Annotated in this window: 13 protein-coding genes and 1 pseudogene; 8 read left to right on the top strand and 6 right to left on the bottom strand. The window is 72.2% G+C overall.

Annotated features, from left to right (window positions below; all coding sequences use genetic code 11):
• Positions 1-5: 5 nt before the first annotated feature.
• A complete protein-coding gene (locus tag ACYQ8Q_RS06020) occupies positions 6-875 on the bottom strand; it encodes a universal stress protein (protein WP_460062594.1) in 870 nt (289 codons plus the stop codon).
• Between the two features lie 168 nt (positions 876-1,043).
• Between ACYQ8Q_RS06020 and ACYQ8Q_RS06015 the strand changes: the two are divergent.
• From ACYQ8Q_RS06015 to ACYQ8Q_RS05980, 8 genes and pseudogenes are all read left to right on the top strand, one after another.
• A pseudogene (locus tag ACYQ8Q_RS06015) lies at positions 1,044-1,178 on the top strand (nicotinate phosphoribosyltransferase); the annotation flags it as partial.
• A gap of 59 nt (positions 1,179-1,237) precedes the next feature.
• Positions 1,238-1,525 (top strand): DUF1876 domain-containing protein, encoded by a 288-nt coding sequence (locus tag ACYQ8Q_RS06010; RefSeq protein WP_460062593.1) that lies wholly within the window; start codon positions 1,238-1,240, stop codon positions 1,523-1,525.
• Between the two features lie 61 nt (positions 1,526-1,586).
• The gene (locus ACYQ8Q_RS06005; protein WP_460062591.1) at positions 1,587-2,510 is read left to right on the top strand and encodes a DUF1918 domain-containing protein; all 924 of its coding nucleotides are present in this window, start codon (positions 1,587-1,589) and stop codon (positions 2,508-2,510) included.
• A 23-nt stretch (positions 2,511-2,533) separates the two neighbouring features.
• Positions 2,534-3,526 carry an Acg family FMN-binding oxidoreductase gene (locus ACYQ8Q_RS06000; RefSeq protein WP_460062590.1) on the top strand — a complete coding sequence of 331 codons (993 nt, stop codon included), beginning with the start codon at positions 2,534-2,536 and terminating at the stop codon, positions 3,524-3,526.
• A 79-nt stretch (positions 3,527-3,605) separates the two neighbouring features.
• Positions 3,606-4,631 (top strand): 6-phosphofructokinase, encoded by a 1,026-nt coding sequence (locus ACYQ8Q_RS05995; RefSeq protein ID WP_460062588.1) that lies wholly within the window; start codon positions 3,606-3,608, stop codon positions 4,629-4,631.
• A gap of 302 nt (positions 4,632-4,933) precedes the next feature.
• Positions 4,934-6,145, top strand: a complete 1,212-nt coding sequence (locus tag ACYQ8Q_RS05990; RefSeq protein ID WP_460073187.1) for an MFS transporter — start codon at positions 4,934-4,936, stop codon at positions 6,143-6,145.
• A gap of 41 nt (positions 6,146-6,186) precedes the next feature.
• Positions 6,187-6,660 carry a hemerythrin domain-containing protein gene (locus ACYQ8Q_RS05985; RefSeq protein ID WP_460062587.1) on the top strand — a complete coding sequence of 158 codons (474 nt, stop codon included), beginning with the start codon at positions 6,187-6,189 and terminating at the stop codon, positions 6,658-6,660.
• Positions 6,661-6,772: 112 nt separating this feature from the next.
• Positions 6,773-6,952 carry a hypothetical protein gene (locus ACYQ8Q_RS05980; RefSeq protein WP_460062586.1) on the top strand — a complete coding sequence of 60 codons (180 nt, stop codon included), beginning with the start codon at positions 6,773-6,775 and terminating at the stop codon, positions 6,950-6,952.
• Here the strand turns inward: ACYQ8Q_RS05980 and ACYQ8Q_RS05975 are convergent.
• Genes ACYQ8Q_RS05975 through ACYQ8Q_RS05955 form a run of 5 tightly spaced genes read right to left on the bottom strand, consistent with a single transcriptional unit; the run spans position 6,942 to position 12,397 of the window.
• Entirely contained in the window at positions 6,942-7,397 is a 456-nt protein-coding gene (locus ACYQ8Q_RS05975) for a MaoC/PaaZ C-terminal domain-containing protein (RefSeq protein ID WP_460062585.1), read from the bottom strand. The genes ACYQ8Q_RS05980 and ACYQ8Q_RS05975 overlap by 11 nt on opposite strands.
• Positions 7,394-8,929 (bottom strand): long-chain-fatty-acid--CoA ligase, encoded by a 1,536-nt coding sequence (locus ACYQ8Q_RS05970; protein ID WP_460062584.1) that lies wholly within the window; start codon positions 8,927-8,929, stop codon positions 7,394-7,396. The genes ACYQ8Q_RS05975 and ACYQ8Q_RS05970 overlap by 4 nt, the downstream gene beginning before the upstream one ends.
• Positions 8,926-10,056 (bottom strand): CaiB/BaiF CoA transferase family protein, encoded by a 1,131-nt coding sequence (locus ACYQ8Q_RS05965; RefSeq protein ID WP_460062583.1) that lies wholly within the window; start codon positions 10,054-10,056, stop codon positions 8,926-8,928. The genes ACYQ8Q_RS05970 and ACYQ8Q_RS05965 overlap by 4 nt, the downstream gene beginning before the upstream one ends.
• A complete protein-coding gene (locus ACYQ8Q_RS05960) occupies positions 10,053-10,766 on the bottom strand; it encodes a TetR/AcrR family transcriptional regulator (RefSeq protein WP_460062581.1) in 714 nt (237 codons plus the stop codon). The genes ACYQ8Q_RS05965 and ACYQ8Q_RS05960 overlap by 4 nt, the downstream gene beginning before the upstream one ends.
• Positions 10,763-12,397 (bottom strand): class I adenylate-forming enzyme family protein, encoded by a 1,635-nt coding sequence (locus ACYQ8Q_RS05955; protein ID WP_460062580.1) that lies wholly within the window; start codon positions 12,395-12,397, stop codon positions 10,763-10,765. The genes ACYQ8Q_RS05960 and ACYQ8Q_RS05955 overlap by 4 nt, the downstream gene beginning before the upstream one ends.
• Positions 12,398-12,412: the final 15 nt, after the last annotated feature.

Genomic DNA, 12,412 nt, shown 5'->3' with positions numbered 1-12,412 from the left:
CGCGATCAGTCATGGGGGACGACGGCCACCGGGCAGCGCCCGTGGTGCAGGGCGGCGTGGGCGACGGGCCCCAGATGCGGTGCCACCCCGTGCCGGTGCGCCCGCCGCCCGACGACCAGCAGCGCGGCGCCCTCGGCGGCCTGGACGACGGCCCTGGCCGGGCTCGCCAGACGGACGCTGTCGACCACCTCCACCTGCGGGTACTTCTCGTGCCAGGGGCGCAGCGCCTTGCCCAGCTCCTTGCGTGCCTTCTTCGTGATCTCCTCGGTGACGGTGTGGTCCGTCCCCCAGGGCATGCGGGCGTGGAGCGGCACGCTGTGGCCGTGGACGGCGAGCAGGGGCACGCCCCGGGCCGCGGCGGAGTGGAACGCGAAGTCGAGCAGCTCGTCGCCCGGCGTGTGCAGTTTCAGCGCCACGACCACGCGGCTCGGGGGTCCGGTGGCCGGTCCCCGGTCGGCCTGCCCGGCGCGGACCAGGACGACGGGCCGACCGGCCCGCGCCACGACCGGCATGCTGATGTCGCCCATGAAGTAGCTCTCGACGGACTCCAGTCCGCGGGAGCCGAGCACGAGCATCTCGGACTCCGCGGCGGCTCTGACGAGGGCCTCCTGGGCGTCCTCGGGGGCCAGGGTCCCGAGGACGGTCAGCCCCGGATGGTGTGCCTGGAGTTCGGCCTGCGCGGTGTGGACGAGACGTTTCGCCCAGTAGTTCTGGTCGACTTCGGAGGCGACCCGGGCCGGTTCCGGCGCCAGCAGCGGCCACGCGTGCAGCAGTCGCAGGGTGAGCCCCCGCTGCTCGGCCTCGTCGGCGGCCCAGCGGGCGGCGGCGAGGCTCTCGGGTGAGCCGTCCAGGCCCACGGTGACGACGGGTTGCATGGCGGCGGCCTCCGTTTCTCCCCTATCGAGGAGTACCCCATTCCCCTCCGCCGCGCATGTGGACGCTGGGTGAGGAGAGAAAGACGGGTATCGGGGCCGGAAGTCGGCCCACGAGGGACCTTCGGCCCGGTGACCGGAGCCCGCCGGTGTTCGACGGTGGACCGGGAGGGGGGAGCGACCGGCGACTCGGCCGACGCGCCGTACCGGGACTCCGCGTACAAAATGGTGGAGTACGACGGCCGGCCGGTGAGGAAGCTGTCGTCGGTGAACGTCACGGCACCCGGTCCCGCGCAGGTGTTCCGCCCCTGGGGACGGTGAGGCGCGACGGCACTCGCGGTCCGTGCCGGATGAGGAGGATGGCGATGTCGCACACCGCGGAATGGAAGGCCCGTCTCCATATCTTCGAGGACGACGAGGGAACGACGAAGGCGCATCTGGTGCTGGACACCGGCACCACGGCACTCACCGGCCACGGAACCGCGCACTGCCATCCGGCGGACGGTGACGTGCCGGAGATCGGCGACGAGCTCGCGGCGGGCCGGGCGATGAACGACCTCGCCCGCAAACTGCTGCAGGCCGCCGAGCGGGACATCGAGGAGAAGGGCGCACCGCGGCGGGGCACACACCAGCCCGCCGGCTGGCTCCTGTGAAGCGGCCCGGCTCGCCGACACACGTCCGGACACGGAACCATCCGAAGGAGGGGTGGTCACCATGCGAGCCCACCTCGGCGACCAGCTCGTCATCGAGAGCACGACGTCGGGCGCCCCCCGGCGCGACGGCGAGATCGTCGGACTTCGTCATGAGGACGGCACACCGCCGTACGACGTGCGCTGGTCGGACACGGACGAGGTGACGCTCGTGTTCCCCGGGCCCGACGCGCACGTTCACCATCTGGAACACCAGCTGGAACATCATCCGGAACACCAGCCGGAAGGCCGGCTGGAACAACATCTGGAACAACATGGAGAGGTCCCGTCGCCCGGTGCGGCCGATCCCGGCGACCTCGGCCGGCGCGTGGCCGCCGAACGCCGCAGACGAGGACTCGGCCTGGAGGAGACGGCCCGCCGCGCCCGTATGTCGCCCGGCTACCTGTCGTACCTGGAGGAGCACCCCGCCGATCCGAGCGTGGCGGCTCTCATCCGGCTGGCCGACGCCCTGGGCACCACCGTCACGGCGCTGCGCGGCGGCGGAACCGGGCTGCCACCCGGCCAGGCGCACGCGCTGCTGCACCCCCGCCTCGAGGATCTCGACGAGGGCGCATGCCGTGTGCTGCTGTCCACCCACGGCGTGGGACGCGTCGCGGTGACCTCGTCCGACGGCCGGCCCGCGGTCGTACCGGTCAACTACGAGATCATCGGCGACACCATCGCCTTCCGGACCGCCCCCGACTCGCTGCCCGCGGCGGCCGTCGGCACCGAGGTCGCCTTCGAGGTCGACCACGTGGACGACGCCCTGAGCCGGGGGTGGAGCGTGCTCGCCGTAGGCCGCGCGAGCGTCGTCACGGAGCCGGAGGCGGTGCGCGGCCTCGTCGAGCACGCCCACACCCCGCCCTGGGCGGGCGGTGCACGCGAGATGTGGGTGTCCATCCGGCCCACGAGCCTCACCGGCCGCAGGATCACCGCAGAAGAGCCGTAGGCGTCCAGTGAGGGAGGTTCCCCGTGAACCGGCAAGCACTCTCCGACGACCGGGTGGCCGCCCTGGTCCATGACGCGGCTGCCGCACCGTCCATGCACAACGCGCAGCCCTGGCGCTTCCGCTATCTCCGGCACAGCCGCACCTTCGAGCTGCGCGCGGACTTCGAGCGCACCATGCCGCACGCCGACCCCGACACCCGGGCCCTGCATCTCGGCTGCGCCGCCGCCCTGCTGAACCTGAGGGTGGCGGTCGTCCACGAGGGCCTGCGCCCCGAGACCCTGCTGCTGCCCGACCTCGCCGACCGCGCACTCCTCGCGAGTGTGCGGCTGACCGACGCGGACGACGGCGAACGGGACCTCGGCGCGCTGCATCCGGCGATCCACCAGCGGCACACCAGCCGTCACCCGTTCGAGGAGAGGGAGATCCCGGAAGCCGTACGGGAGGCGCTCGCCGCCGCCGCGCGGGCCGAGGGCGCGACGCTGACGTTCCCCACCGGATGGCATCTGCGGGAGGTGCTGGACCTCTTCCAGGAGGCGGAGGCCCGCAACCGCACCGACCGCGGCAGCGACCAGGACCTGACCCGGTGGACCGGCGGCGACGCGGTGTCGGTGGGCAGCGCCGGCGAGGGAGTTCCGCGCTACGCCTACGGGCCGCGCATGCGCGGCGGCCGGGCCCCCATGCGCGACTTCGCCGGGTCCCGCCCGACGGCGGGACGGGAAGTCGCGGACTTCGAACAGAGCCCTCAACTGGCCCTCGTCAGCACGGTCCACGACCGCCGCGAGGACTGGCTCCGGGCCGGCCAGGCCATGGAACGCGTCCTGCTCCTGGCCACCCTGCACGGCCTGTCCGCCTCCTTCGCCACCCAGCCCCTCGAATGGACGGATCTGCGCTGGCCCCTGCGCGATCCGGCGACCGGAACGGGCTCCACCCAGGTCGTGCTCCGTCTGGGCTACGGCCCCAAGGGCCCCGGCACCCCACGCCGGGACGTGTCGCAGGTGCTCGACATCGCTCACTGACGACGACATCACTCACTGATGCCGGAGCGGCGAAGGGCGGACGCCATGGACGGGAGGACGCCATGGAAGGGAGGACGCCATGAGGGTCGGGGTCCTGACCGGTGGCGGGGACTGTCCCGGTCTCAACGCCGTCATCCGCAGCGTCGTACGCAAGGGCGTCCAGGAGTACGGCTTCGATTTCGTCGGCCTGCGCGACGGCTGGCTGGGCGCGCTCCAGGGCAAGGTGGTGCCGCTGGACGTCTCCCACGTGCGGGGGATCCTCCCGCGCGGCGGAACCATCCTCGGTTCCTCCCGCACGAACCCGTTCAAGCACGAGGACGGGGTGGGGCGCGTCCAGGACACCCTCGCCGCGCACGAGGTCGACGCGCTCGTGGTGATCGGCGGCGAGGACACGCTGGGTGCCGCCGCCGAGCTGAGCCGGCAGGGGATCCGGCTGGTCGGCGTGCCGAAGACGATCGACAACGACGTGGTCGGCACCGACTACACCTTCGGCTTCGACACGGCCGTCGGGATCGCGACCGAGGCCATCGACCGCCTCCACACCACCGCCGAGTCGCACATGCGCACCCTGGTGGTGGAGGTGATGGGCCGGCATTCCGGCTGGATCGCGCTGCACGCCGGAGTCGCGGGCGGCGCCAACGTCATCCTCATCCCGGAGCGGCCGTTCGACATCGACCAGGTCTGTGCGTGGGTGCGGAGCCGATTCAGGATCAACTATGCGCCCATCGTGGTCGCCGCCGAGGGAGCCCTGCCCAGGGAGGGGCGGGAGATCCTCAAGGACCGGTCCCTGGACGAGTACGGCCATGTACGGCTGTCTGGCGTCGGAGAGTGGCTGGCCCGGGAGATCTCCCAGCGCACGGGCACGGACGCCCGCACCACGGTCCTCGGCCATGTCCAGCGCGGCGGCACCCCGAGCGCCTTCGACCGGTGGCTGGCCACCCGCTTCGGGCTGCACGCCGTGGACGCGGTCCGGGAAGGGGACTTCGGCACGATGGTGGCTCTGCGCGGGACGCGGATCGTCCGCACCGCGCTGCCGGAGCCCGGGGCGGGCAACAAGACGGTGGATCTGCCGCTGTACGACGAGTTCGGGGTGTTCTTCGGCTGATCCGCTCCGTCCCTCCCGGCCGTCGAGGGGCGGCCGGGAGGGACGGCCGGGAGGGACGGTCGGTTCCGGCCCCGGGGACCGTCCGTCCGTCGGCAGGGACTGATGGCCCATGCCTTCGGTGAGCCCCGATGACGAGAGTGGTGAGGGGACGCCGCTTCGTGGCCAGGAGGCCTGCGATGCGCGAGCGCTCCCCGTGGCGCGGACACCGCGCGGAGGAAAGGGCGGACGACATGGTCGAGCAGTCGAAGCCGAGGGACGGGGTCTCCCCGTCAGGGCCGTCGGTGCCCGGTCGGGCGTGGCTGATGCTCGCGCTGGCCACGATGGGTTTCGCGGTCAACTTCTGGGCGTGGGCGCTGCTGAGCCCGTTGGGTCCGCGGTTCAAGGAGAGTCTGGATCTGTCGTCGTTCCAGCAGTCGCTGCTGGTGGCGGTGCCGGTGGTGGTCGGCTCCCTGGGCCGTATCCCGGTGGGTGCGCTGACGGACCGGTTCGGCGGCCGGGTCATGTTCCCGATCGTGACGGCGGTCACCATCGTCCCGGTGCTCTACCTCGGTCTGGCCGGGCACTCCTCGCTCACCGCTCTGCTGATCGGCGGGTTCTTCCTCGGCATCGGCGGCACGGCGTTCGCCGTCGGCGTCCCCTTCGTCAACGCCTGGTTCCCGCCGCAGCGGCGTGGTCTGGCCATCGGGGTCTTCGGCGCCGGCATGGGCGGCACCGCGATCAGTGCCCTGACCACGGTGAAGCTGGTCGACGCGCACAGCATGGCGACCCCGTTCCTGATCACCGCCGCGACGCTCGCCGCCTACGCCGTGGCCGCGGCGCTGCTGCTGCGCGACGCGCCGGGCCGGACGGTGCCGGCCGAGCCGCTGGGACGCCGGCTGGCGGCCACGTTCCGGCTGGGGATCACCTGGCAGGCTTCCGCGCTGTACGCGGTGGCGTTCGGCGGCTATGTGGCCTTCTCCGTCTACCTGCCCACCTACCTCAAGACCGGTTACGGCCTGACCCAGGCGGACGCCGCGAACCGGATGGCGGGGTTCGTGCTCCTCGCGGTGGCGATGCGGCCGATGGGCGGCTGGCTGTCGGACCGGCTGGGTCCGGTCCGGGTGCTGGCCGGTTCGCTGGCCGTGGTCGTGGCCGGGGCCGTGGCGCAGTCGTTCACCCCGGCGCTGGCGCCGGCGGGCACGATCGCCTTCCTGGCCATGGCCGCCGCCCTCGGCGCGGGCAGCGGCGCGACCTTCGCCCTGGTGGCCCTGCTGACCCCCGCCGAGCGGGTCGGCTCCGTCACGGGCGTGGTCGGCGCCGCGGGCGGGCTCGGCGGCTTCCTGCCCCCGCTGGTGATGGGCTCGCTCTACGGCGCGTACGAAACCTACGCCGCCGGTCTCGCCCTGCTCGCGATCGTGGCCGCCGCGGCCCTGGCCTACACCCTCACCGCCGTCCGCGCCGCCGTCCAGGGCGGCGGCCGGGCTCCGCGCCCCGGCGGAGGGCAGCGGCACCGCACCGCCCACACCACGGTGTGAGCGACCACGGACGGCGACGGACGGACGAAGGAGAACCACCGGTGTGCGAGTACTGCGGCTGCCAGGCGCTGGAGACGATCGACGAACTGACCCGGGAGCACGATGAGGTGGTGCGCCTCATCAGCCACCTCGGCCCCGCCCACCGGGAAGGCGGTGTGATCCGGATCGCGGAGATCGCCAGGGACATCGCGAAGGTGCTCGGCCCGCACACCCAGGTCGAGGAGCGGGGCCTGTTTCCCGCTCTGGCCGGTGACTTCCCCGACCAGATCGCCGCTCTGGAGGCGGAGCACCGCACCGTCGAGGCGGTGCTGGACGAGGCGAACGGCGCGTTCCTGACCGATCCGACCTGGCCGGACCGCCTGATGGAGGCGATGGCCCTGCTGCGGAACCACATCCTCAAGGAACAGGACGGCGTCTTCCCGGCCGCGCTGGCCCACCTCGGCACCGAGCAGTGGGAAGCGGTCGAGGCCGCACGGGCCGCGGCGGGCGGCACCCTGTCCCGGCCGGCCGTGTGAAGCCCGGCCCGCACGGCGAACCAGCACCCGTAGGTCCCCGGCCCGCAGTTGGCCGGGGACCTACGGGGCACGCGGGGACACGGTGCGTCTGGCGGCCTGTCAGAACATGTCGATGCCGGGTCCCCTGGCCCTGGTGGTCGGCAACTGCGACACCGTCGGTGAGGGACTCGACTGCGCGTCACGCTTCCTGTTCGTGCACGCCCCTGCGCTCCGCCTCTCCCGCGAGCCGGATCCGGAGCGCCCGGAGCACGACTCGGCGGGATGCCGGGAGAACCGCGCCCTCACACCTTGACCAGCAAGGGGATGCGTCCCTGCTGGACGACGGTCCCGTCCGTGCGGAGCAGCGTCAGCCGTCGGTCCAGGACCCCGGTGTCCCCCGAGCGGGTGCGCCGCACACCGAGGATCTCCAGCCGGCAGGTCAGGGTGTCACCGATGCGGATCGGCGCCAGGAAGCGCCAGTCCTCGACCGAGAGCAGCGCGACGGAGGACCCCTCGAAGACGCCGAGCCGCGACACCAGTCCCATCGCCATCGACATACCGAGCAGCCCGTGGGCGATCCGCTCCCCGAAGCGGCCCTCCGCGGCGCGCGCGGCGTCGGTGTGCACCTCGTTGGTGTCCCAGGTGGTGGCGGCGAACGACACGATGTCCGCCTCGGTGACGGTGCGTCCCTGGGTCACGAACACCTGTCCCACCTCGAAGTCGCCCAGCACCCAGGGCCGGGGCAGGGGCGCCGTCACCGCAGCTCCCGCTTGAGGATCTTGCCGGTCGACGTCATCGGCAGATCGTCACGGAACTCCACGAGACGGGGGTACTTGTAGGCGGCCAGCTGTTCGCGGCACCACGCCACCACGTCGTCCGGGGTGAGCGCCGCACCCTTGTGCGGGATGACGTACGCCTTGACCTCCTCGCCGTGCCGGGCGTCCGGGACGCCGACGACCGCGGCGAGGGAGATCGAGGGATGTGCCATCAGGACCTCCTCGATCTCCCTCGGGTACACGTTGAACCCACCTCGGATGATCATGTCCTTGACGCGATCGACGACGTAGTAGTAGCCGTCCCGGTCACGGCGCGCGAGATCGCCGGAGCGGAACCAGCCGTCCCGGATCACCTCGGCGGTCGCGTCCGGACGTCCGTGGTAGCCCTTCATCACGTTGGGGCCGCTGATGACGATCTCGCCGACCGTGTCCGGCCCCTCGACGCGCGTCCAGTCGTCGGCGATCAGCGCCATCCGCACGCCGGGGACGGGCAGACCGATCGAGCCCGGGCGCGGGACCGCGTCCGGGGGCGCGAAGGACGCCACGGGTGACGTCTCCGACAGGCCGTAACCCTCGCGCACCCGTAGCCCGAACCGCGCGTGGAACTCCCGCGCCAGCTCCACCGGCATCGACGAGCCCCCGGCCAGCGCCACCCGCAGGGCGGGGGCGGGCGGTCCGTCGCCCGGCCGCTCCGCCAGCGCCCGCAGCATGCCCCAGTACATCGTGGGCACACCGGCGAAGAAGGTGACGTCGTGTTCGGCGAGGGCGTCGAGTGCCGCCTTCGGCTCGAAGCGCGGCAGCGTGACGACCGTGCCGCCGAAGCGTACGGCGGAGTTCATCACCACCGTCTGCCCGAAGGAGTGGTAGAGCGGCAGGACGCACAGGTAGGTGTCGGGCCGGTCCTCGTCCGCCCCGAACAGCGGGGCGGAGATCGCGGCGTTGCCGCGGAGGTTGGCGTGGGTCAGCTCGGCGCCCTTCGGCCGGCCGGTCGTCCCGCTGGTGTAGAGGATGACCGCGGTGTCGTCGTCGGCGCGTTCCACCGCGCGCGGGCTCCCGTCCCGGTCGTCGAGACCGGCGAGGAACCGCGACGGGCGGCCTTCGGCCGGGGGATCCATCAGGATGAGTTCCCGGCACTCCTCGACGGCCTCGAACCCTTCCCGCACGGTCGTGTGGACGGGCAGGGACGCGTCCCCGCCGACACAGGCCACGGCCACCGCCCCCGAATCCCGGAGGTGATAGGCGACCTCACCGCCCTTCAGCAGCACGTTCAGCGGTACGACGACGGCGCCCGCCTTGAGGATGCCGTAGTACGCGACAGGGAAGAACGGCACGTTCGTGCACGACAGGGCCACCCGGTCCCCGGGCCGCACGCCCTTGTCCCTCAGGAGGGTCGCGAACTGCGAGGCGCGCAGGTCCAGGACGTCGTACGTCATCCTCTCGCCGCCCGCCACGACGGCCGTCCGGCCGCCGTGCCGAGCCGCCGTGTCCTCCAGGAAGGCCGCGAGGCTCGTCATGCCGTCCTCGCGTCCGCCGCCGGGACGCCGGCCGTCTCCCAGCGGCCGAGGATGTCCTCCAGCGCGCCGAAGGTCTCCGGCGCGGGCGGTGCGGGCTGGGTCCGGGAGAAGCGCGGTGAGGACGCCGGCTGGGTCAGGCCGTCCACGGACACGAACGCGGACCGGTGCGCGAGATGGGGGTGGCGGACCGCCTCGTCGAAGCTCAGCACCGGCGTGACGCACGCGTCGGAGCCCTCGAACGTCTCGGCCCACTCCGCCTGCGTCCGGCGCGCGAAGGCCGCCGCGATCGCGCGGCGCAGCTGCGGCCACCCCGTGCGGTCGTACTGCCGGGGCAGGGACTGCGGGTCGAGCCCCAGCCCCTTGAGCGCCAGTGCGTAGAACTTGGGCTCCAGCGCCCCGATGGCCACCAGCCGCCCGTCGGCGCAGGCGTAGGTGTCGTAGAACGGCGCGCCGCCGTCGAGGATGTTGGTGCCTCGGCCGCCGGGCCAGCGGCCCGCCGCACGCCAGGACCAGATCATCGCCGAGAGGGTGAGCGTCCCCTCCGTCATGGAGACGTCGACGACCTGTCCGCGCCCCGAGCGCTCACGCTCGACGATCGCCGACAGGATGCCCAGGAGAGCGAACATGGAGCCCCCGCCGAAGTCCGCGACGAGATTGAGCGGGGGCACCGGAAGCCGGCCCGGGCGGCCGATGGCGTCCAGCACCCCGGTCGCCGCCAGGTAGTTGAGGTCGTGCCCGGCGACTTGTGCCTCGGGGCCGTCCTGGCCCCAGCCGGTCAGCCGGGCCACGACGAGGCGGGGGTTCTCGGCGACGAGGCCGGCGGGGTCGAGCCCGAGGCGTTCCATCACTCCGGGGCGATACCCCTCGATGGCGACGTCCGACACGGACAGCAGCCGGCGCACACACGCCAGACGCTCGGGGTTCTTCAGGTCGGTGGGCACGGTCAGACGTCCGCGCCTGACGATGGTGTCCTGGCCGACGACTTGGTCGGGCTCCGCGCTCTTGCCGGGCCTTTCGAGCCGTACGACCTCCGCACCGAGGTCTGCCAGGAGCATCGCGGCATGGGGACCGGGGCCGATGCCGGCGAACTCCACGACCCGCAGGCCGGTCAGCGGACCGCCGTTCATGAGACCGGGGGGAGGGCCACGAAGCCCAGCGAGTCGGTCATCTCTTTCGCGGTGGCGCACAGGACGTCGATGTCGCCCTCGTAGTGCAGCACCCCGCCGATGCCGAAGCGGATGTAGTCGCCGGCCAGTTCGTCGCAGTCCATCGACGGGGTGAACCAGCCGCTGATGCCGTTGAGCATGTCCATCAGCGCCACCGACGCGCGACGCGGGTTGACGACCTTGAACTCGCCCTTCCTCGCCCCCGCCATGACGACGTCGCGGACCCGCCGCTGGTAGTAGCGCATGTAGTCGTCCACGGTCTGGCGGTGCTCCGGGCTGAGCGCCTTGACCTCGGTCCACACGACCCGGTACTCGACGCGACGCGAGGCGACATGGATGACATGGCCGCGGCTCAGTGCCGCGAGGCGCTCCGCCGGGGTGCCGGGTTCGTCGAGGACGGTCATATAGCCCTCGACCGAGCTGCGGACCACCAGCAGCGCGATCTGGTAGAGGATCTCCTCCTTGGACCCGAAGTGGTTGTAGAGGCTGGCCCCCCGCATGCCGACGGCCTCGGCGACGTCACGCATGCCGGCGGTGTGGTAGCCGCTCTCGGCGAAGAAACTGGCCGCCGCCGTCACGATCTCGTCGCGGCGGGTCGGCTTCCCGGCCGGCGCGGCCGGCTTCACCGATTCCAGGGAATTGAGTTTGCGAGCTCTCTCGGGCGCGGTCATCGGGCTTCCTCCGTCGGACGGATCTTGCGCAGCTCGCGCTTGAGCACTTTGCCCTGCGCGTCGGTGGGGAACTCCTCGACGATCCGGATCGCCTTGGGGGCCTTGTACGACGCCATCGACGCCTTGCAATGGGCGATCAGGTCGGCCTCCCCGGCGGGGAAGGCGTCGCTCAGGATGACGAACGCCGTGACGGCCTCGGACCAGTAGTCGTCCGGCAGACCGACCACCGCGGCCCGCAGGACGGACGGGTGCTTCTGCAGGACCCGCTCCACCTCCTGCGAGGACACGTTCATCCCCCCGGTCTTGATGACGTCCTTGCTGCGATCGTAGAAGAACAGGTTGCGGTCGGCGTCGACGCGGACGATGTCCCCGGTGTGGACCCAGCCGTCGGCCATCACCGCGGCGGTGCGTTCCGGGTCCTTGTAGTAGCCCAGCATCACCGAGGGCGAACGGCACCACAGTTCGCCGATCTCCGCGTCCTCGCCGTCGGCGCCGACGACCCGTGTCTCCAGGTGCGGGACCGCCTTCCCGATCCAGGTCGGGTCCTGGCCGGGCACCTCGGCGAGGGACTTGAAGAACCCGACCGATCCCAGCTGGGTCAGCTCGCCCTGGCCCCAGTACGTCCCCCAGACCATGTCGGGCGCGGCCGTCCCCCAGGCGTCGGTGGCGAACGGTGACAACGTGCCGCCGTAGGTCAGACAGCGCTGGACCCGGCCGACCGTGCCGGGACCGAAGTCGGGGTGGCGGCACAGGGAGAGGAAGAGGGTCGGTGTCTGCGCCACGACGTTGATCCCCTCGTCACGGATCGTCGCGAGCGTCGCGCCGGGCTCCAGTGTGCTCGGCAGGACGACCGTGGCGCCGATGAGCGTGAGGGAGGTCAGGCTGCCGATGCCGGCGATCGTGTGGAACGGCATGGCGAACAGCCAGACGTCGTCCGGGGTCACGCGCAGTCCCCAGGTCCACGACGGCGTCGTCGAGACCATGTAGTTGCGGTGCGGGATCATGACGCCCTTGGGGGCGGATTCGGTGCCGCTGGTGTAGACGATCAGCGCGAGGTCGTGCTCGTCGACGTCCGTGTCGGGCTCGGTCTCCGGCCGGCCCTGTTCCAGGGCCGCCCAGGAGATCCAGCGTCCGCCGGCCTGGTTCTCGGCCTGGCTCTCGGCCTGGTTTCCGGTCTCGTTCCCGGTCGCGCCGAGGACCACCGCGAGAGCCGGGGGCGCCTCGTCCAGCACCGGGTCCACGACGGGGAGCAGTTCGGCTGCCACGACCAGCACCGCGGGCTCGGCGTGCACGAGCTGCTGCAGCACCTCGTCGGGGCGGAACATCGTGTTGATGCCGGTGAAGCTGGCGCCGATCCTGAGCGCCGCGTAGTAGGCGACGATCACCTCGACGCGGTTGCGCGACATCACGGCGACGCGGTCGCCGCGGCCCACGCCGTGGGCGAGGAAGGCGTGGGCGAGGCGGTTGGCCCACCGGTCGAGTGCGGCGTACGTGGTGTCCAGCCGTTCACCGGCCGGGCCGTACGACACGACGGCGGTCTTGGCCGGCTGGTTGCGGGCGTGGCGGCGCAGCTGGTCGCCGATCGTGGCGCGGCCGAGGGGTGAGCGATGGACCGGGGGGAGATCGGTCATCAGGGCCTCCGGGGA

The organism is Streptomyces sp. YKOK-I1, assembly GCF_054660435.1.
This window is presented reverse-complemented; position numbering and strand designations above follow the sequence as displayed.

Coding starts and splice junctions, on each gene's coding strand:
- ACYQ8Q_RS06020 (WP_460062594.1), bottom strand. CDS start 875: ATGCAACCCGTCGTCACCGTGGGCCTGGACGGCTCACCCGAGAGCCTC.
- ACYQ8Q_RS06010 (WP_460062593.1), top strand. CDS start 1,238: ATGTCGCACACCGCGGAATGGAAGGCCCGTCTCCATATCTTCGAGGAC.
- ACYQ8Q_RS06005 (WP_460062591.1), top strand. CDS start 1,587: ATGCGAGCCCACCTCGGCGACCAGCTCGTCATCGAGAGCACGACGTCG.
- ACYQ8Q_RS05995 (WP_460062588.1), top strand. CDS start 3,606: ATGAGGGTCGGGGTCCTGACCGGTGGCGGGGACTGTCCCGGTCTCAAC.
- ACYQ8Q_RS05990 (WP_460073187.1), top strand. CDS start 4,934: ATGCTCGCGCTGGCCACGATGGGTTTCGCGGTCAACTTCTGGGCGTGG.
- ACYQ8Q_RS05980 (WP_460062586.1), top strand. CDS start 6,773: ATGCCGGGTCCCCTGGCCCTGGTGGTCGGCAACTGCGACACCGTCGGT.
- ACYQ8Q_RS05970 (WP_460062584.1), bottom strand. CDS start 8,929: ATGACGAGCCTCGCGGCCTTCCTGGAGGACACGGCGGCTCGGCACGGC.
- ACYQ8Q_RS05965 (WP_460062583.1), bottom strand. CDS start 10,056: ATGAACGGCGGTCCGCTGACCGGCCTGCGGGTCGTGGAGTTCGCCGGC.
- ACYQ8Q_RS05960 (WP_460062581.1), bottom strand. CDS start 10,766: ATGACCGCGCCCGAGAGAGCTCGCAAACTCAATTCCCTGGAATCGGTG.
- ACYQ8Q_RS05955 (WP_460062580.1), bottom strand. CDS start 12,397: ATGACCGATCTCCCCCCGGTCCATCGCTCACCCCTCGGCCGCGCCACG.